Origin of the sequence: Saccharothrix australiensis, assembly GCF_003634935.1 — a bacterium.
In the GTDB taxonomy this organism is placed as follows: Bacteria; Actinomycetota; Actinomycetes; order Mycobacteriales; family Pseudonocardiaceae; genus Actinosynnema; species Actinosynnema australiense.
In genome coordinates this window covers 694,980-712,942 of record NZ_RBXO01000001.1, presented here as the reverse complement: position 1 = coordinate 712,942, position 17,963 = coordinate 694,980, and the positions used below count along the sequence as shown (strand labels likewise).

The 17,963-nt window shown below is 72.3% G+C and carries 17 protein-coding genes and 1 pseudogene; 10 read left to right on the top strand and 8 right to left on the bottom strand.

Features of this window, described 5'->3' with window-relative positions; translation table 11 throughout:
• Positions 1–91: 91 nt before the first annotated feature.
• The 4 genes from C8E97_RS03470 to C8E97_RS03455 all read right to left on the bottom strand — a co-directional run bounded on the left by C8E97_RS03470 (position 92) and on the right by C8E97_RS03455 (position 4,397).
• Complete coding sequence (locus C8E97_RS03470; RefSeq protein WP_121001566.1) at positions 92–1,192, bottom strand: ABC transporter ATP-binding protein; 1,101 nt, start codon at positions 1,190–1,192, stop codon at positions 92–94.
• 95 nt (positions 1,193–1,287) lie between these two features.
• Complete coding sequence (locus C8E97_RS03465) at positions 1,288–2,172, bottom strand: sugar ABC transporter permease (RefSeq protein WP_121001564.1); 885 nt, start codon at positions 2,170–2,172, stop codon at positions 1,288–1,290.
• Positions 2,172–3,089, bottom strand: coding sequence for a carbohydrate ABC transporter permease (locus C8E97_RS03460; protein ID WP_121001562.1), 918 nt, complete (start codon positions 3,087–3,089; stop codon positions 2,172–2,174). The genes C8E97_RS03465 and C8E97_RS03460 overlap by 1 nt, the downstream gene beginning before the upstream one ends.
• Positions 3,090–3,140: 51 nt before the next feature.
• Positions 3,141–4,397 carry an extracellular solute-binding protein gene (locus C8E97_RS03455; protein ID WP_121001560.1) on the bottom strand — a complete coding sequence of 419 codons (1,257 nt, stop codon included), beginning with the start codon at positions 4,395–4,397 and terminating at the stop codon, positions 3,141–3,143.
• Positions 4,398–4,625: 228 nt separating this feature from the next.
• On the opposite strand from C8E97_RS03455, the gene C8E97_RS03450 reads away from it, so the two are divergent.
• Together C8E97_RS03450 and C8E97_RS03445 are read left to right on the top strand one after the other, a co-directional pair.
• Positions 4,626–5,675, top strand: coding sequence for a LacI family DNA-binding transcriptional regulator (locus tag C8E97_RS03450; RefSeq protein ID WP_121001558.1), 1,050 nt, complete (start codon positions 4,626–4,628; stop codon positions 5,673–5,675).
• 116 nt (positions 5,676–5,791) lie between these two features.
• Positions 5,792–6,895: a LacI family DNA-binding transcriptional regulator gene (locus C8E97_RS03445; RefSeq protein WP_121001556.1), complete on the top strand. Its 1,104-nt coding sequence runs from the start codon at positions 5,792–5,794 to the stop codon at positions 6,893–6,895.
• A gap of 16 nt (positions 6,896–6,911) precedes the next feature.
• On the opposite strand, the gene C8E97_RS35740 is transcribed toward C8E97_RS03445, so the two are convergent.
• Entirely contained in the window at positions 6,912–7,184 is a 273-nt protein-coding gene (locus C8E97_RS35740; protein ID WP_246018649.1) for a hypothetical protein, read from the bottom strand.
• Here C8E97_RS35740 and C8E97_RS35735 point away from each other — a divergent pair.
• The 4 genes from C8E97_RS35735 to C8E97_RS03425 all read left to right on the top strand — a co-directional run bounded on the left by C8E97_RS35735 (position 7,174) and on the right by C8E97_RS03425 (position 9,690).
• Entirely contained in the window at positions 7,174–7,617 is a 444-nt protein-coding gene (locus C8E97_RS35735; protein ID WP_246018648.1) for a hypothetical protein, read from the top strand. The two genes, C8E97_RS35740 and C8E97_RS35735, sit on opposite strands and share 11 nt — an antisense overlap.
• A 136-nt stretch (positions 7,618–7,753) precedes the next feature.
• Entirely contained in the window at positions 7,754–8,245 is a 492-nt protein-coding gene (locus C8E97_RS03435; RefSeq protein WP_121001552.1) for a beta-class carbonic anhydrase, read from the top strand.
• Positions 8,246–8,309: 64 nt separating this feature from the next.
• Positions 8,310–9,179 carry an HhH-GPD family protein gene (locus tag C8E97_RS03430; RefSeq protein ID WP_121001550.1) on the top strand — a complete coding sequence of 290 codons (870 nt, stop codon included), beginning with the start codon at positions 8,310–8,312 and terminating at the stop codon, positions 9,177–9,179.
• Positions 9,169–9,690, top strand: coding sequence for a 2'-5' RNA ligase family protein (locus tag C8E97_RS03425; RefSeq protein ID WP_246018647.1), 522 nt, complete (start codon positions 9,169–9,171; stop codon positions 9,688–9,690). The genes C8E97_RS03430 and C8E97_RS03425 overlap by 11 nt, the downstream gene beginning before the upstream one ends.
• Here the strand turns inward: C8E97_RS03425 and C8E97_RS03420 are convergent.
• Positions 9,639–10,382, bottom strand: coding sequence for an alpha/beta fold hydrolase (locus C8E97_RS03420; RefSeq protein WP_121001547.1), 744 nt, complete (start codon positions 10,380–10,382; stop codon positions 9,639–9,641). The genes C8E97_RS03425 and C8E97_RS03420 overlap by 52 nt on opposite strands.
• Before the next feature lie 17 nt (positions 10,383–10,399).
• On the opposite strand from C8E97_RS03420, the gene C8E97_RS03415 reads away from it, so the two are divergent.
• The 3 genes and pseudogenes from C8E97_RS03415 to C8E97_RS03405 form a co-directional block, all read left to right on the top strand.
• Positions 10,400–11,875 carry a M1 family metallopeptidase gene (locus C8E97_RS03415; RefSeq protein ID WP_121001546.1) on the top strand — a complete coding sequence of 492 codons (1,476 nt, stop codon included), beginning with the start codon at positions 10,400–10,402 and terminating at the stop codon, positions 11,873–11,875.
• Between the two features lie 54 nt (positions 11,876–11,929).
• Positions 11,930–12,241, top strand: a complete 312-nt coding sequence (locus C8E97_RS03410) for an antibiotic biosynthesis monooxygenase family protein (RefSeq protein WP_121001545.1) — start codon at positions 11,930–11,932, stop codon at positions 12,239–12,241.
• Positions 12,242–12,325: 84 nt separating this feature from the next.
• Positions 12,326–12,682: pseudogene (locus C8E97_RS03405) on the top strand (SIR2 family NAD-dependent protein deacylase); the annotation flags it as partial.
• Here the strand turns inward: C8E97_RS03405 and C8E97_RS03400 are convergent.
• Complete coding sequence (locus C8E97_RS03400) at positions 12,654–13,625, bottom strand: endonuclease/exonuclease/phosphatase family protein (protein WP_121001544.1); 972 nt, start codon at positions 13,623–13,625, stop codon at positions 12,654–12,656. The pseudogene C8E97_RS03405 and the gene C8E97_RS03400 sit on opposite strands and share 29 nt — an antisense overlap.
• A gap of 18 nt (positions 13,626–13,643) precedes the next feature.
• On the opposite strand from C8E97_RS03400, the gene pcp reads away from it, so the two are divergent.
• On the top strand, positions 13,644–14,273 hold the full coding sequence (gene pcp / locus C8E97_RS03395) for a pyroglutamyl-peptidase I (RefSeq protein ID WP_121001543.1): 630 nt from the start codon (positions 13,644–13,646) through the stop codon (positions 14,271–14,273).
• A gap of 825 nt (positions 14,274–15,098) precedes the next feature.
• On the opposite strand, the gene C8E97_RS03390 is transcribed toward pcp, so the two are convergent.
• Positions 15,099–17,657 carry an ATP-dependent Clp protease ATP-binding subunit gene (locus tag C8E97_RS03390; protein ID WP_121001542.1) on the bottom strand — a complete coding sequence of 853 codons (2,559 nt, stop codon included), beginning with the start codon at positions 17,655–17,657 and terminating at the stop codon, positions 15,099–15,101.
• Between the last annotated feature and the right edge of the window lie 306 nt (positions 17,658–17,963).

The following is a 17,963-nucleotide window of genomic DNA, read 5'->3' as shown; positions in this document are numbered from 1 at the left end:
GACCGGGTGTTCGTGGTGTTCACGCCGGGTCCACGACGCGTCGAGGGCCACCTCCCGCGCGGGGAGGTGGCCCTCGGACGGAGGACGGTGGTCAGCCGGCGAGGCGTGCGCCCGACTCCGGGTGGAACAGGTGGACCTCGGTGGCGTCGCGCACCGCGACCTTCACCGTCTGGCCCAGGGCGGGCGGCGTGCGCCCGTCCACGCGGACCACGAACCGCTCCGACGACTTCCCGATCCGCACCGCGCCGTGCACCAGCGCGTCCGCGCCCAGCTCCTCGACCAGCTCGACGGTCATCTCCATGCCGGCGTCCTGCGACGACACCAGCGCCAGCGACTCCGGCCGGACGCCGAACGTGACCTCGCCCAGGCCCTCCGCCGAGGCGGTGTCCAGCGCGGCGCGCTCCAGCGGCACCACGACGCCGTCCAGCCGCACGCCCTCGGCGGTCAGCGGCACCGTCTTGAGGTTCATCGCGGGCGAGCCCATGAACCCGGCGACGAACGCGTTGGCCGGCCGGTCGTACAGCGCGCGCGGGGTGTCGCACTGCTGGAGCAGCCCGTCCTTGAGCACCGCCACCCGGTGACCCATCGTCATGGCCTCGACCTGGTCGTGGGTGACGTAGATGGTGGTGGTGCCGAGCCGCGCCTGGAGCGCGGCGATGTTCGCGCGGGTCTCCACGCGCAGCTTCGCGTCCAGGTTGGACAGCGGCTCGTCCATGAGGAACACGGAGGGCTCGCGCACGATCGCCCGGCCCATCGCGACGCGCTGCCGCTGACCGCCCGACAGCGCCTTCGGCTTGCGGTCCAGGTACTTGGTCAGGTCGAGCATCTTGGCCGCCTCGGCGACCTTCTCCTTGATCTCGGCCTTGTTCACGCCGCGCAGCTTGAGCGCGAAACCCATGTTCTCCGCGACCGTCATGTGCGGGTAGAGGGCGTAGGACTGGAACACCATCGCGATGTCCCGGCCCTTCGGGGGCACGTTCGTGACGTCCTTGCCGCCGATCCGGATCGCGCCCTCGTCGACGTCCTCCAGGCCCGCGAGCATCCGCAGCGCCGTCGACTTGCCCGAGCCCGACGGGCCGACGAGGACGAGGAACTCGCCGTCCGCCACGTCGAGGGAGAGCTCGTCGACCGCGCGGACCGGCGGGTTGCCGGAGAAGATCCGCGACGCCTTGTCGTAGGCGACCTCAGCCATGTGGAACGCACCTTTCACTACCGGGCTTTGCCGCCACGTTAGGCATTGCAAGCGCTTACGGGAACGGGTGCATTGGTCCAGTGCCGCCCACGCGGTCAGCCCTTCACCGCGCCCGCCGACAGGCCGGTCACCAGGAAGCGCTGCACCAGGTAGAACACGACGACCGCCGGGATGGCCACCAGGATCGACGCCGCCGCCAGGTGGCCCCACTCGGTCCGGTTCTGCTGCACGAACACCTGCAACCCGACCGCGAGCGTCTTCGATTCGTCCGCCGCCGACAGGAACGCCGACGCGAACGCCACCTCGCCCCACGCCGTCAGGAACGCGTAGAACGCGGTCACCGCCAGCCCCGGCCGCGCCAGCGGCAGCACCAGCCGCCAGAACACCCCGAACGGCGACAGCCCGTCCACCCGGCCCGCCTCGTCCAGGTCGGTCGGGATGGTGTCGAAGTAGCCCTTCAGCATGTACGTGCAGAACGGCACCGCCGTCGTGCAGTAGACCAGCACCAGGCCGAGGCTCGTGCCCTGCAACCCCAGCGACAGCAGGATGTTGTACAGCGGCACGATCAGCACCGCGAACGGGAACATCTGCACCACGAGGAAGGACAGCATCAGCGGGCGCTTGCCGGGGAACCGGAACCGGGACACCGCGTAACCGGTGGTCGCCGACAGGAACACCGAGACCGCGGTCGTCAGCACGGCGATGAGCACCGAGTTCCCGAACCACGCCAGGAAGTCGCCCTTCTCGCCGGACAGGACGCGCGCGTAGTTGTCCACACCGGACTCGTTGAACAGCCGCGGCGTCGTCTCGACGGCCCGCGCGTCCGGCTTGAACGACGTCACGAGCACCCAGAACACCGGGAACACGGCGATCAGCGACGCGGTGACCAGCGCGGCGTGCAGCGCGACGCTCGCGACCCTGGACCGCCGCCCGCGGGCGCGGCGGGCTGCGGGCGCCCGGGTGGCGACCGGCGCGGACATCACCACACCTCACCCTGCCGGCGCAGCGCCCGCCGGTAGACGCCCGCGAACACGAGCAGGACGGACAGGATCAGCACCCCGTAGGTCGACGCGATCGCGTAGTCGCGGGAAGCGCCGGAGAAGAACCGCTCGAACGCGTAGGTGACCAGGATGCGGGTGTTCGGGTTCGGCCCGGTGATCAGGTAGATCACGGCGAACATGTTGAACGTCCAGATGGTCCCGAGCAGCACGACGGTCCCGGACACCGACCGCAGGCCGGGCAGCGTCACGTGCCGGAACCGCTGCCACGGCGACGCGCCGTCCACCTCGGCCGCCTCGTACAGGTCGCCGGGGATGGCCTGGAGGCCGCCCAGCAGCGCCACCATCATGAACGGGACGCCCAGCCAGACGTTGACCACCACGACCGCGACCAGCGCCCAGTCGGACTGGCCGAGCCACACCGGGTCCGGCAGGCCGACCGCGCGCAGCGCCTGGTTGATGATCCCGTACTGGGCGTTGAACATGTACTTCCACGCGAACGCGCTGATGAACGCGGGCACGGCCCACGGCAGGATGAGCAGCACCCGGTAGGCGGCGCGGCCCCGCACCGGCCGGTTGAGCAGCAGCGCCAGGCCGAGCCCGATGGCGTAGTGGCCGAGCACGCAGCCGAACGTCCAGACCAGCGTGCGGACCAGCGTCGACCAGAACGAGCCGAAGCTGGGGTCGCCGGAGAGCACGTTCAGGTAGTTGGTCAGGCCGACGCCCGTGTAGGTCGCGGCCCGGTCGAGGACCGGGTTGGCGATGTTGCCCTCGTTGATGTCGGTGAAGGTGAAGAACACGCCCTGCGCCAACGGGTAGAGCACGAGCGCGGCGATGACCACCACCACCGGCAGCACCATCGCGTACGCGTACCAGTGCCGGTCCAGGAACCTGCGCACGGTCGCCTCCTCTCGTCGGCGGCGGGTGGGTGGCCGGCGCGCGGCCCGGCGTCAGCCGATGCGGTAGTCGGTGACGACCTGGTCCTGGTACGCCTTCGCGACCTCGTCCAGCGCGGCCTCGGCGTCCTTCGCGCCCGCCAGCACGTCGGCGTAGGCGATCTTCAGCGGGTCGAACAGCTGACCGCCCTCCGGGATCCACGGGCGGGCGTGCGCGGCGGTGACCACCGGCTGGAAGGCGGAGACGATCGCGTTGGCCTGCACCCCGGGGTCGGCGTAGGCGGACTTGCGGGTCGGCGGCAGGCCCAGCTCCTTCGCGACCCGCACCTGCGAGGCGGTGCTGCTCATGCAGGAGACGAACCGGATCGAGGACTCCTTCGCCCTGGTGCCCTGGCGGACGACGTAGTCGTGGCCGCCCACCGGCGCCGACCCCTTGCCCGCCTCCTCGCCGGGCACGGGCGCGATGCCGAGGTTCGCCGGGTCGGCGAAGGCGGGGCCCTTGAGGTAGTCGGCGACCGACCACGGGCCGTTCACCACCATCGCGACCTCGCCGGCGGAGAACGCGGCCTGCATGTTGTGGTACGAGTTCGCCGGGTCCAGGGCGGTGGTCGCGGCCTTGGCGTCGAGCAGGCCCTTGGCGGTCCGGAGCGCCCGCACGTTCTCCGGCGAGTTGACGACGATCTTCTTGGCGGACGCGTCCACGAGGTCGCCGCCCGCGCCGTAGATGAACGGCAGCGCGTAATAGGCGTCGTTGTTGAGAAAGAAGGTCTTCTCCCCGCCGAGCCTGACCGCCGCCGCCTTGACCTCGTCCCAGGTCCGCGGCGGTTCGACGCCCGCGTCGGCGAGCAGCTTCCGGTTGTAGAACAGCGCCAGCGAGTCGGTGACCTGGGGCACGCCGTAGGACTTGTCCTGGTACCTGGTCGAGCCCAGCGGGGTGGCGAGGAAGTCGCCGGTGTCCCTGCCCGGCTCCGTGCCGGTCAGGTCGACGAGGTAGCCGAGCTTGGCCAGCTGCGGCACCCAGGCGACCTCGGCGCGCAGCACGTCGGGGCCCTGGCCGCCCTGCGCGGCGGTCTTGTAGTTGTTGAGCGCCTGGTCGAAAGCGACCACCTCGGTCCTGACCCGGTAACCGCCCCGCGCGGCGCACTCCTGCGCGATGGCGCCGAACACGGGGCTCTCGTTGGGGCCGCTGGTGTCCCAGAAGACGACCTCGCCGCTGTCGCCCGCGGGTCCGCCGCCGCCGCCGCACGCGGTGAGGGCGAGCGCGGCGGCCATGCCCGCGGCCAGGGCGTTCACGAGGGTGGTGCGTCGCATCGTCGCTGTCGTCCCTCCTGCCGGCCTCATCGCGATGAGGGTCTTGCAAGGAGTTGTGGAGCCGTCGACGCGAATCCCATACCCGCGGCGGGGAGGGGTCAAGCCCCTCGCCGCGATCCAGCCTCAACGGAGGCGGCCGGGTGGGCGAATGTCGCAGCGGGCGTTGCAAAACCTTTCCTGGACCGGCAGGCTGCACGTCGCCCCACGGTCGTCGCGCGAGGAGGAACGGTGTCCGGTCTGGCCGAGATCGCGAGGGCGGCCGGGGTGAGCATCTCCACGGTCAGCCGCGTGCTCAACCGCAGGGCCGGGGTCAACGAGGAGACGCGCCAGCGCGTGCTGGCGGTGCTCGCGGAGATGCCCTACACGCCGCGCGGCCTGGGCGCGTTGCAGCGGACCGGGGTGATCGGGCTGCTCGTGCCCGAGCTGTCCAACCCGGTGTTCCCGGCGTTCGCCGAGGCGCTGGAGGTGCGCGCCGCGCGGCTGGGCTACTCGTCGCTGCTGTGCAACACGCGGGCCACCGGCAGCGCCGCGATGGGCGAGGAGGAGTACGTGCGGATGCTCCTCGCGCGCGGGGTCGAGGGCATGGTGTTCGTGTCGCCCGAGATCACCAACGTGGAGGTGCCGCTCGGCCAGGCGCCGCGCCCCAGCTACTACGCCAAGCTGCTCGCCGACGGCGTGCACATGGTGTTCCTGAACGGCGTGACGCCGTCGCTGGACGTGCCGGACGTGACCGTGGACGAGCAGCACGCCGGCTACGCGGCGACCCGGCACCTGGTGGAGCTGGGCCACCGCCGGATCGGGTTCGTGTCCGGCCCGGCGCGGTCGCTGCCGTCGCGGCTCAAGCGGGCCGGGTGGGCGGCGGCGCTGGAGGAGGACGGGCTGCCCGCCGGGTCGGAGCACGTGGCGCACGCGCCGTTCGGGCCGGAGGGCGGCGCGGCGGCGACGGCGGCCCTGCTGGACTCGGTGCGGCCGACGGCGGTGATCTGCTCGTCCGACCACATGGCTATCGGCGTGCTGCGGGAGGCGCACCGGCGCGGCCTGTCCGTGCCGCGCGACCTGTCGGTGGTGGGCTTCGACGACATCCCGCTCGCCTCGTACTGCTCGCCGTCGCTGACCACGCTGGCCCAGCCGATCGAGGAGATGGCGACGGCGGCGGTGGACGAGCTGGTGCACCGGCTGGACCCCGACCGGCGCAGGAGGCCGGCCGGCAACTACACCCGCGTGTTCCGCCCGAGGCTGGTCGTCCGGGAGTCCACCGCGCCGCCACCGCCCGCCTAATTGGTCTGGACCATGTTCCAGGTGGTCGACCCTGGACTACCTGCGCCGATGGCTTCCACCAGGGATGCGCATCACCCCCACTTCTGTAATTGGTTCTGAACCGTTACGGTCACTTCATGGCGCGGTCGATGCATGTGCGACGCCCCGCGACGCTCGCCTCACTGGCGGCGGAGCTGGGTGTTTCCCGGACAACGGTGTCCAACGCGTACAACCGTCCCGACCAGCTCTCGCCGGAGCTGCGACGCCGGGTGTTGGAGACAGCGAGACGACTCGGATACCCGGGCCCCGACCCGGTGGCGCGGTCGCTGCGGACGCGGAAGGCGGGTGCGGTGGGCCTCCTGCTCACCGAGAACCTGTCCTACGCGTTCCGCGACCCGGCGGCGATCGGGTTCCTGGAGGGCCTGGCGCTGGCGTGCGAGGACGCCGGGACCGGCCTGCTGCTGGTGCCGGCGAACCCCGAGCGCGAGGACGTGGCCGCCGTGCACCGCGCCGGCGTGGACGGGTTCGTCGTGTACTCGGTGCCCGACGACGACCCGCACCTGGCGGCGGTGCTGGAGCGGCCGGTGCCCACGGTGGTGTGCGACCAGCCGGACCTGGGCAACGTCGACCGGGTGGGCATCGACGACCAGGCCGCGATGAACGCGCTGGCCAAGCACCTCATCTCCCTCGGCCACCGGCGCATCGGCGTGGTGTGCATGCGGCTGGCCCGCGACCGCAACGACGGCTACGTGACGCCCGAGCGCAGGCGGTCCGCGCACTTCCACGTGCAGCGGGCCCGGCTGGCCGGGCTGGCCGAGGCGTTCACCGAGGCGGGCGTCGACTGGGCGGGCGTGCCGGTGGTGGAGCGGTTCGACCACACCATCGCGTCCGGCGCGTCGGCGGCGGCCCAGGTGCTCGACCGCGACCCGCGCATCACCGCGTTGATCTGCACCTCGGACATCCTCGCGCTCGGCGCGCTCGGCGAGGCGCGCAAGCGCGGCCTCAACGTGCCGCACGACCTGACGGTCACCGGGTTCGACGGCATCCGGGAGGCGGAGCAGGCCGGGCTCACCACCGTCCGCCAGCCCGTGCTGGAGAAGGGCCGGGCGGCGGGCAAGCTGCTACTGGACTCGGCGGAGCGCACCCGGCCGCGCTCGGTCACGCTGGCCACGGAGCTGGTGGTCGGCACCACGGCCGCCGCGCCGCGCGGCGTGGTGGAGGAGCGCTGGTTCGGCCCGTGACGCGGCCGGTCGGGCGTCAGGTCATCCGGAACACCACCGGGTCGCTCGACTTCCCGGCCACCCGCGCGGTGAGCAGGTAGTCCCCCGGCCCCAGCCGGGTGTGCTTCGCGCAGCCCGGCTCCGACGTGCCGCCCAGCCACTCCAGCCCGTACTCGAACACCTCGCCCGGCCGCAGGACGCGCACCTCCGTCCCCTCGGTGGCGAAGCAGTCGTTGCTCGACCACAGGCGCGTGGCGCCGTCCGCCGTGGTCACCACCAGCTCGCGCACCGACCGGCCGATGTCCTCCACGCACGGCGGACCGGGGTTCGACACCAGGATCGCCAACCTGACCGGCTCGCCCGCCGGGTACGACGGCTTCGCCACGGCGGCCCGGACGACCAGCCCGGCGTCCTCGCACGGCGGCGGCGGACCGGCCGGCGGCGCGGGCGACGGCTCCGGGGCGGGCGGCGGGGACGGCACAGAGGACGGCACAGAGGACGACGCGTGGGACGGCGCGGCGGACGGGGACGGCGCGGCGGGCGACGCGGCGGTGGCCGACGCGGGCGGCTTGGAGGACGGCGCGGTCGCCGGCGCGGCCGGCACCGCCGGCTCACTCCGGCTGATGAGCACGCCGACCGACCACAGCGCGAGGGCGAACGCGAGCCCGGAGCCCCCGGCGGCCAGCGCTCGCCGCCGCCGGTACACCGCCGGCGGCAACGGGCCGTTCGGCTCCATCACGTGACCGAAGGTAGCCAAGCGCCCTGGAATAGTAAGGTAGCCGCACGTCATCCGATGGGGTGGACGTGATCCCCGTCCGATTCGCTTGCCGCTACCCGGGAGTCGAGGTTCCAATCCCGGGGAACACCAGGGAGGTGGCCATGACATCGATCAACGAGCTGCTGCGGCGCAACGCCGAGTTGGGCAACGCGGTTCCCGGCGACCGCTCCTCGCCGAAGCCCTCGATGAGGGTGGCGATCCTGACCTGCATGGACGCCCGCATCCGCGTCTTCGAGATCTTCGGGCTGAAGCAGGGCGAGGCCCACGTGCTGCGCAACGCGGGCGGTGTCGTCACCGACGACATGATCCGGTCGCTGGCGCTGAGCCAGCGCAAGCTCGGCACCCGCGAGGTGCTGCTGGTGCACCACACCAACTGCGGGCTGGAGCTGGTGACCGAGGACGAGTTCAAGGACGAGCTGGAGCACGACGCGGGTATGCGCCCCACCTGGTCGGTCGAGGCGTTCCGCGAGGTCAAGGACAGCGTGCGCAACTCGATGAACCGCCTGCGCCACAGCCCGTTCGTGCCGCACCGCGACCAGGTGCGCGGGTTCGTCTACGACGTGCACACCGGTGAGCTGACCGAGGTCGTCTGAGCGCGGGGCGTTCCCGGCGGCGCTGCTCACCCGAGCGGGTGGTTCTGGAACACTGGCCACCGCTATGAGCCTCGACGCGCAGACCCTCCTCGACTGGTTCGCCGAGACCGCCCGCGACCTGCCCTGGCGACGGCCCGAGTGCACCGCCTGGGGCGTGCTGGTCAGCGAGATCATGCTCCAGCAGACACCGGTCGCACGGGTCGAGCCGGTCTGGCGGGAGTGGCTGGAGCGCTGGCCGACGCCGTCCGCCCTGGCCGCCGCGAGCCAGGGCGAGGTCCTGCGGGCGTGGGGCAAGCTCGGCTACCCGCGCCGCGCGCTGCGGCTCCACGCCGCCGCGGTCGACATCGCGGCCGACCACGGCGACGTGGTGCCGGACGACGTCGACACCCTGCTCGCCCTGCCGGGCATCGGCGCGTACACCGCCCGCGCGGTGGCCGCCTTCGCGTACGGCAAGCGGTGCCCGGTCGTGGACACGAACGTGCGACGCGTGGTGGCGCGGGCCGCGCACGGCGCGGCCGACGCCGGGCCGCCGTCCACCACCAGGGACCTGGCCGACGTGGCGGCCCTGCTGCCGGAGGAGGGCGCCGCCACGTACTCGGCGGCCCTGATGGAGCTCGGCGCGCTCGTCTGCACCGCCCGCACGCCCCGGTGCGCGGACTGCCCGGTGTTCGACACCTGCGCGTGGCAGCGCAACGGCCGCCCCGCCTACGCCGGGCCGGCCAAGGCCGTGCAGAAGTTCGCGGGCACCGACCGGCAGGTGCGCGGGCTGCTGCTGGACGTCCTGCGCGGCACGTCCGAACCGGTCGGCAAGGCCCGCCTGGACGCCGTCTGGTCCGACGCGGGCCAGCGCGACCGGTGCCTGCACTCGCTGCTGGTGGACGGGCTGGTCGAGCAGACCGCCGACGGGTTGTTCGCGCTGCCGGGTGAACACTGACGTGCACGCGCTGGTGGTGTTCTTCGACGAGGAGGCCGACGCCCGGGTCCGGGACCTGTGGCGGAAGGTCGGCGCGACGTTCGAGTACCCGCCGCACCTGACCTTCGCGGTCGCGGGCGCGATCGGGCCGAAGGTGCGGGCGGAGCTGCGCGAGGACCTGTCCCGGCTGTGGGTGCCCGACCTGTGGCTGCACACCCTGGGCGTGTTCGCCACCGCCGAGAACGTGCTCCAGCTCGGCGCGGTCGTGGACGGCGAGCTGCTCGCCGTGCACTCGGCGATCCACGACGTCCTGGCCGGTCGGGTGAAGGACCCCAACGCGTACTACCTGCCGGGCAACTGGGTACCGCACTGCACGTTGCGGCACGGCGTTGACGACGCCGCGCTCGTGCGGGCGTTCGCCGCGGTGCACCCCGTGGAGCCCATCCGCGCCAAGGTCCGCGAGGTGTCCGTCGTGGACACTCAGACCGGCGTGATCGACCCGCTGAGGAAAGCCTCGACCGCGCCCCGGTAGACCTCCGGCGCCTCGGCGTGCACGACGTGGCCCGACTCGGGCACCAGCAGGTGGTGCCCGCCCGTGCGCCGCGCCACCTCCGCCATCTGCCCCGGCCGCAGGCCGCCGCGCCCCGCCTCGACGGTCAGCGTGGGGCACCGGATGGCGTCCACGAAGTCCCAGTACGACCGCTCGCCCCACTCGGCCGCGATCTCGTACAGGTCCTCCAGCCGCGCGATCAGGTGGTAGCCGTCGGCGCGCTCCTCGAACAGCTCCTCGACGTGCGGCACCGGCACGACCGACCGGACGTGCGCGAGCGACTCGAACACCGGCCAGGACTCGAAGTACGGGCGCCACTCGTCCACCGTCCGGCCCCGGTTGTCCGGCACGACGTCCTCCGCCACCACGGCCCGCACCAGGTCCGGGCGGGTCGCGGCGAGCGCCCACGCGTGCAGGCCGCCCATCGAGTGCCCGATCACGACGACGGGCGCGAGGTCGAGCCGTTCGATCAGCGCCGCGGCGTCGGCGACGAAGTCCTCCGTCCGGAACGGACCGCGTCGCGGGTTGCGGCCGTGCCCGCGGGCGTCCGCCGCGACCACGCGGCCGTAGGGCTTGAGCCACCGCGCGACCGTCCACCACGTGGTGGCGCGGCTCATCAGGCCGTGCAGGAGCAGGATGCCCGGTCCCGATCCGCCGAACTCCACGACGCTCATGCGTGCATCATGTCGGCATGGCAATCAGCCCCAAGGCACGCCCCTACCTGCTCGTCGCGGCCGTGGCGCTGGCGGTCGCCGGGGTGCTGGTCGCCAGGGTGCCCGGCCCACCCGAGCCGACGCCGACCGCCGCGCCCACCACCACCGGCACTCCCCCGGTGGTCGACGCGCGGGGCGGTCCGGGCGCGGGCGACCCGTACTACCCGGAGGACGGCAACACCGGTTACGACGTCAGCGCCTACGACGTGACCATCGGGTACGACCCGGCCACCCGGAAGCTGGACGGCAAGGCGCTGATCACGGCGGTCGCGACCGACGACCTGAGCCGGTTCAACCTGGACCTGCACCGGCTGGCGGTGTCCGAGGTGGCGGTCGGCGGCGTGCCGGCCGGGTTCAGCCAGGAGGGCGACCACGAACTCGTCGTCACGCCCGCCGCGCCGGTGCGCAAGGACGAGGAGTTCGTCGTCACCGTCGTCTACGGCGGTGAGCCGACCCTGATCGAGGACCGGGCGCTGGGCCGCAACGGCTGGCAGGTCTCGGCGTCCGGCGGCGCGTTCGCGGCGGGGCAGCCGCACTCGGCGACCACCTGGTTCCCGGCCAACGACACCCCGCGCGACAAGGCGTCGTTCAAGCTCACCGCGCGCGTGCCGGACGGCTGGTCGGTGGTGTCGAACGGCGTCGAGGAGGGCAGCTCGCAGGAGGGCGGCTGGACGACGTTCCGGTGGCACGCGCCGCAGCCCCTGGCGACCTACCTGGCCACGGTGGCGATCGACAAGTGGACGATCGACCGGTCGACCCTGCCGGACGGCACCCCGGTGGTGGACGCCTACGCGCCGGGCGCGCTGGGCGCGCGCGAGGACCAGCGGCGGCTGCCCGAGGTCCTGGCGTTCCTGGCCGACAAGTACGGGCCGTACCCGTTCCGGTCGGCGGGCGGGATCTTCCTGTCCGACAACATCGGCTTCTCGTTGGAGACCCAGACGCGCCCCGTGTACGCCGGGTGGGCGGACCTGGAGACGATCGTGCACGAGAACGCCCACCAGTGGTTCGGCGACTCGGTGTCGTTGCGGTCGTGGGCCGACATCTGCCTGAACGAGTGCTTCGCGAGCTACGCCCAGTGGCAGTGGGCGGAGGCCAAGGAGGGTGTCGACCTCGACGCGCGGTACCGGGCGGAGATCGACCGGACCGACGACTCGGCGGAGTACTGGAACCGCAAGCTGTACGACATGGGCCGGGGGAACGAGTTCCGGGGCGTCTACGACAAGGGGCAGCTCGCGGTGCACGCCCTGCGCCGCCTGCTCGGCGACGAGGCGTTCGACCGGGTGCTGCGGACCTGGACGGCCGAGCACCGCGACGGCAACGCGTCGTGGCCGGAGTTCGAGGCGCACGTCGAGCAGGCGTCCGGGCAGGACCTGGACGCGTTCTTCGGCGCGTGGTTCCGGGGCGACGAGCTGCCGCCCGACGAGCACCTGTGGCCGGGCGGCCTGCGGCGCTGACACCACCCGGCTCGGCGCGGCGCGGTTCGTCGGGCCGGTGCTAACGTCGGTGGCATGGCGGTTGTGAAGATCAACGCGATCCACGTCCCCGACGGCTCGGGCCCCGAGCTGGAGAAGCGGTTCGCCGCACGGCTCGGCGCGGTGGACTCGGCGGCCGGGTTCCTCGGCTTCCAGCTGCTGCGCCCCGTCGCGGGCGACGAGCGGTACTTCGTCGTCACCCAGTGGGAGACCGACGAGGACTTCCGGAACTGGCTCGGCAGCGGCGCCCGCGAGGCGCACTCGGGCGAGCGGGCCAAGCCCGTCGGCACGGGGTCGGACCTGCTGGAGTTCGAGGTCGTGCTCAGCTCCGACCCGAAGGGTGCCTGACCAGGCCACCACCGACACGGGGCTCGACCGGGTCGCCGAGCTGATCGCGAACGCCGGCGCGGTGCCGGTGTGCGCGGGCGCGAGGTCGACCCGGCGACCATGCGGGCCGCGTCGCCGCTACCCGCGTGCCGCACCTGCGGTGGCCTCGCGCGGCCCAACATCCTCATGTTCGGCGACTGGTCGTGGCTGCCCGACCGCAGCCGACGCGCGCTGGACGAGCTGACCGCGTGGCGGCGCGGCGTGCGCGACCTGGTGGTGCTCGAACTGGGCGCGGGCCTCGCGGTGCCGAGCGTGCGGCGGCAGGCGGAGCTGGCCGGTGCCGCCTCCGGTGCGCTGATCAGGATCGACCCGCGCGAGCCCGAGGTGCGGCACGGGCGCGGGGTGTCGCGGCCGATGGGCGCGCCGGCGGCGCTCACCGAGCCGGCACGACGAACTGGCTGACGATCGCGCGGTGGTCGCTGCCGGGGATGTCGACCACCTGGAACGTGTCCACCGGGCACCGGTCGTCCACCAGGATGTGGTCGATGACGACCGGTGGCGGCCACACCGCGTCGGCCGGCCACGTCGGGTCCAGCCCCGCGCCGACCTGGTCGGCGGCGTCCACGTAGCCGTGGTTGAGCAGCCGGCGCAGGCCGACGTGGTCCAGGGTGGCGTTGAAGTCGCCCGCGAGCACCCGGTAGGGGCCGTTCAGGTCCGGCCGGGGCAGGCCCGCCATGTCGCGCTGCCAGGGTTCCGGGCCGTCCGGCGTGACCGGTGGCAGCGGGTGCACCGACACGACCTCCAGGTCGGCGCCGGGCAGGGCGACCAGCGCGCCCGCCTGGCGCAGCGTGCTCGGCCCGGCCAGGTCGCGCGCGGTCAGCGGGTACCGCGAGGCGATGCCCGACCCCGAAGCGCCCGGCTCGGCGAGGAACACGCGGTGGGGCAGCACCTCGTCCAGGCCCGCGCGCTCCAGGTCGACCACCATCGCCGGGCTCAGCTCCTGGAGCGCGAGCACGTCGACCGCGTGGTCGCGGACCGCGGCCACCAGGACCTCCGCGTCGGCCTTGCCCACGAGCAGGTTGGCCGCCATCACCCGGACCTCCTGCCCGACCCCGATGGGCCGGGCGTCCGGGAAGGCGCGCGGCGCGACGGCCGCCACCAGCACCAGCGCGACGAGCAGCGTGACCGTGCCGACGAACCACCGCCGCGCCAGCAGGGCGATCGCGCCCAGCAGCACGCCGGCCGCCGTGAAGTAGGGGACGAGGGCCGTCGTCGCGACCATGTGCCGGGTGCCGTCGATGCCCAGCAGGCGGAGCGCGGACGCCACGACGAACGCTGCGGCGGCGAGCACCAGCAGGAACGTCGTGGCCTTGTTTCGCGGTCGGCGTTCCTCGATGTCGGCCACGGCCTCTAGTCTGCCCGAGTGAAAGTTCTGCTGACGGGGTTCCAGCCGTTCGGGGGCGAGGCCGCCAACCCGTCCTGGGACGCGGTCCGCCGCGTCACGCCTCGGGGGTACGAGCTGGAGGCGGTCGAGTTGCCGTGCGAGTTCGGGACGTCGGCGGCGGTGCTGCGCGACTCGGTGGTGCGGCACGCGCCGGACGTGGTGATCTGCGTCGGGCAGGCGGGCGGTCGGAACGCGGTGACGCCGGAGCGGGTGGCGATCAACCTCGACGACGCGCGCATCCCGGACAACGCCGGCCGCCGGCCCATCGACGTGCCGGTCGTGGCGGACGGACCCGCGGCGTACTTCGCGACCCTGCCGGTGAAGGCTTGCACGGCGGCGCTGCTGGACGCGGGCATCCCGGCGGCCGTGTCGCACACCGCTGGGACGTTCGTGTGCAACCACGTGTTCTACAGCCTGATGCACCTGGTCGCGACGGAGTTCCCCGGTGTCCGGGGCGGGTTCGTGCACGTGCCTTACGCGCCGGAGCAGGGGCACGACGACGCTCCGAGCCTGGAGATCGGCACGACGACCCGCGCGCTGGAGCTGATCATCCGGACGACGATCAACCGGACCACCGACCTGCGCACCACGGCCGGCACGCTGCACTGAGGTCCCGCTGCCGAAGCAGCCTCCACCGAAGGCACGCGCCACGAGCACGCGCCTTCCGCCGGGGACCGCACCACGGGCAGGCACCTCCGCCGGGAACCGCACCACAGGCAGGCGCCCTCCGCCTGGGACCGCACCACAGGCAGGCACCTCCCGCCGAACGCGCGCACCACGGACACGCAGCGGTCCTCCGACGGCGCACCACGGACACGCACCTTCCACCGAAGGCGCGCCCCAGGCAGAACCTCCGCCGAAGGCGAGCACCACCCGCACGCGCCTTCCGCCGCCGAACGCGTACACCACCGGCAAGCAGTACGCGCCAGGCCGCGGCAAGGGCGGGCTTGAGCAGGCGTCCCCCCGAGTTGGGAACCCCTGCGTGCATCCAAGCACCCGACCACGACGGTTTCGGCCCTGCCGGCTGAGAGTCGTGCATGGTCGGGCTGGGCGTGGTTCGGTTCAGTTCGGCTCCTCTGACCTGCGCCGATGCCCCGAGACCTCTGCCCGGAGATGCGAAAGCGCCCCCTGGGCGTTCCCAGGAGGCGCTTCAGCTTCTGCCGTCAGGCCGAGCCCGACCCGTTCCCGTCGGCTCGTGCCCGACCCGTCAGGCCGAGCCCAACCGGTCGGCGCGAGCCCGACCCGTCAGGCCGAGCCCGACCGGTCGGCGCGAGCCCGAGCCGTCGGATCGGCCCGTCGTGGCCGAGCCCGACCCGCCAGGCCGAACCGGACCCGCAGGCGCGACTCCGGACCCGCCAGGCCGAACCGGACCCGCCAAGCGCGACTCCGGACCCGTCGGGTCGAGCCGGACCCGCAGGCCCGGCTCCGGACCCGTCAGGCCGAGTCCGCGTCCGACTCGCCGGCGTCACCGCCGGACGACGCGGCCAGGTCGACCGGAGGCGCGTCCGGCACCCCGAGGGGCTTGGACTCGCCGCGGAAGACGAAGTGCGCCTTGTCGTCCGCCTCCGACTCGCCGTCCCAGCCCTCGACGTCGGTGATGATGATCTGGCCCGGCTGGATCTCGCCGAACAGGATCTTCTCCGACAGCTGGTCCTCGATCTCGCGCTGGATCGTCCGGCGCAGCGGACGGGCGCCGAGCACCGGGTCGAAGCCGCGCTTGGCCAGCAGCTTCTTCGCCCGGTCGGTCAGCTCGATCGCCATGTCCTTGTTCTTCAGCTGCGTCTCGACGCGGGCGATCATCAGGTCGACCATCTTGATGATCTCGTCCTGCGTCAGCTGGTGGAACACGATGATGTCGTCGATGCGGTTCAGGAACTCCGGGCGGAAGTGCTTCTTCAGCTCGTCGTTGACCTTGTTCTTCATCCGCTCGTAGTTCGACGCGGTGTCCTGCCCGGACGTGAAGCCCAGGCCGACGGCCTTCGAGATGTCCGACGTGCCCAGGTTGGACGTGAAGATGATGACGGTGTTCTTGAAGTCCACCGTCCGGCCCTGGCCATCGGTCAGGCGGCCGTCCTCCAGCACCTGGAGCAGCGTGTTGTACACCTCCTGGTGCGCCTTCTCGATCTCGTCGAACAGCACCACGGAGAACGGCTTGCGGCGCACCTTCTCGGTGAGCTGGCCGCCCTCCTCGTAGCCGACGTAGCCGGGAGGCGCGCCGAACAGCCGCGACGCGGTGTACCGGTCGTGGAACTCGCCCATGTCGATCTGGATGAGCGCGTCGTCCTCGCCGAACAGGAAGTTCGCCAGGGCCTTCGACAGCTCCGTCTTGCCGACGCCGGACGGGCCGGCGAAGATGAACGAGCCGGACGGGCGCTTGGGGTCCTTCAGGCCGGCGCGGGTGCGGCGGATCGCCTGCGACACGGCCTTGACCGCGTCGACCTGGCCGATGATCCGCTTGTGCAGCTCGTCCTCCATGCGGAGCAGACGCGTGGTCTCCTCCTCGGTGAGCTTGAACACCGGGATGCCGGTCCAGTTCGCCAGCACCTCGGCGATCTGCTCGTCGTCCACCTCGGCGACGACGTCGAGGTCGCCGTCCTTCCACTGCTTCTCCCGCTCGGCCTTCTGGCCGAGCAGCTGCTTCTCGGAGTCGCGCAGCTTGGCGGCCCGCTCGAAGTCCTGCGCGTCGATCGCGGACTCCTTCTCGCGCCGCACGTCCGCGATCTTCTCGTCGAACTCGCGCAGGTCCGGCGGCGCCGTCATCCGGCGGATGCGCATCCGCGCGCCCGCCTCGTCGATGAGGTCGATCGCCTTGTCCGGCAGGAACCGGTCGTTGATGTACCGGTCGGCCAGCGTGGCGGCGGCGACCAGCGCCGAGTCGGTGATCGACACGCGGTGGTGCGCCTCGTACCGGTCGCGCAGGCCCTTGAGGATCTCGATCGTGTGCTCCAGCGACGGCTCGCCGACCTGGATCGGCTGGAACCGGCGCTCCAGCGCGGGGTCCTTCTCGACGTACTTGCGGTACTCGTCGAGCGTCGTCGCGCCGATGGTCTGCAGCTCGCCGCGGGCCAGCATGGGCTTGAGGATCGAGGCCGCGTCGATCGCGCCCTCGGCCGCGCCCGCGCCCACCAGCGTGTGGATCTCGTCGATGAAGAGGATGATGTCGCCGCGGGTGCGGATCTCCTTGAGCACCTTCTTCAGGCGCTCCTCGAAGTCACCGCGGTAACGGGAGCCCGCGACCAGCGAGCCCAGGTCAAGGGTGTAGAGCTGCTTGTCCTTGAGCGTCTCGGGCACCTCGCCCTTGACGACCATCTGCGCCAGCCCCTCGACGACGGCCGTCTTGCCGACGCCGGGCTCGCCGATGAGGACCGGGTTGTTCTTGGTGCGGCGGGACAGCACCTGCATGACCCGCTCGATCTCCTTGGTGCGCCCGATCACCGGGTCGAGCTTGCCCTCCCGCGCGCTCGCGGTCAGGTTGCGCCCGAACTGGTCGAGGACCAGGGACGAGGACGGGGTGCCCTCACCACGACCACCGGACTCGGCGGGCTCCTTGCCGCCGGAGTAGCCGGACAGCAGCTGGAGCACCTGCTGGCGGACCCGGTTGAGGTCCGCGCCCAGCTTGACCAGGACCTGGGCGGCGACGCCCTCGCCCTCGCGGATCAGGCCGAGCAGGATGTGCTCCGTGCCGATGTAGTTGTGGCCGAGCTGCAGCGCTTCGCGCAGCGACAGCTCGAGCACCTTCTTCGCGCGCGGGGTGAAGGGGATGTGGCCGGACGGGGCCTGCTGGCCCTGGCCGATGATCTCCTCGACCTGCTGGCGGACGCCCTCCAGCGCGATCCCCAACGACTCCAGCGCCTTGGCGGCGACACCCTCACCCTCGTGGATCAAACCCAGGAGGATGTGCTCGGTGCCGATGTAGTTGTGGTTGAGCATCCTGGCCTCTTCCTGGGCCAGGACAACCACCCGCCTCGCGCGGTCGGTGAACCTTTCGAACATTCGCACTCCCTGACTGCTGCGCCGGCGGTCCTCGGGCTCACCACTGGCATACCGTGGAGAGCGCGGCACCGTGGGACCACTGTAGTCGTCAGCCCCGACACTCTCAGTTCCCGTTCGCGTGCAGTCACCTTCGGGGATCTCTGACACCGGTACCAACGCGTGATCTGCCAGGCAGATTCCACGGATCGGGCGGTGTCCGCTCAGCGCGAACACCTCCGGCCGCCCGACGGGACCCAGCGTGACCGGTGTCACGAGGTACCGCTGGGACGGGTGAACCTCTATAAGGTTAGGCAAGCCTCATTCGAA

Coding starts and splice junctions, on each gene's coding strand:
- C8E97_RS03470 (WP_121001566.1), bottom strand. CDS start 1,192: ATGGCTGAGGTCGCCTACGACAAGGCGTCGCGGATCTTCTCCGGCAAC.
- C8E97_RS03465 (WP_121001564.1), bottom strand. CDS start 2,172: ATGTCCGCGCCGGTCGCCACCCGGGCGCCCGCAGCCCGCCGCGCCCGC.
- C8E97_RS03455 (WP_121001560.1), bottom strand. CDS start 4,397: ATGCGACGCACCACCCTCGTGAACGCCCTGGCCGCGGGCATGGCCGCC.
- C8E97_RS03445 (WP_121001556.1), top strand. CDS start 5,792: ATGGCGCGGTCGATGCATGTGCGACGCCCCGCGACGCTCGCCTCACTG.
- C8E97_RS35735 (WP_246018648.1), top strand. CDS start 7,174: ATGTCCTCCACGCACGGCGGACCGGGGTTCGACACCAGGATCGCCAAC.
- C8E97_RS03435 (WP_121001552.1), top strand. CDS start 7,754: ATGACATCGATCAACGAGCTGCTGCGGCGCAACGCCGAGTTGGGCAAC.
- C8E97_RS03430 (WP_121001550.1), top strand. CDS start 8,310: ATGAGCCTCGACGCGCAGACCCTCCTCGACTGGTTCGCCGAGACCGCC.
- C8E97_RS03420 (WP_121001547.1), bottom strand. CDS start 10,382: ATGAGCGTCGTGGAGTTCGGCGGATCGGGACCGGGCATCCTGCTCCTG.
- C8E97_RS03415 (WP_121001546.1), top strand. CDS start 10,400: ATGGCAATCAGCCCCAAGGCACGCCCCTACCTGCTCGTCGCGGCCGTG.
- C8E97_RS03410 (WP_121001545.1), top strand. CDS start 11,930: ATGGCGGTTGTGAAGATCAACGCGATCCACGTCCCCGACGGCTCGGGC.
- C8E97_RS03390 (WP_121001542.1), bottom strand. CDS start 17,657: ATGTTCGAAAGGTTCACCGACCGCGCGAGGCGGGTGGTTGTCCTGGCC.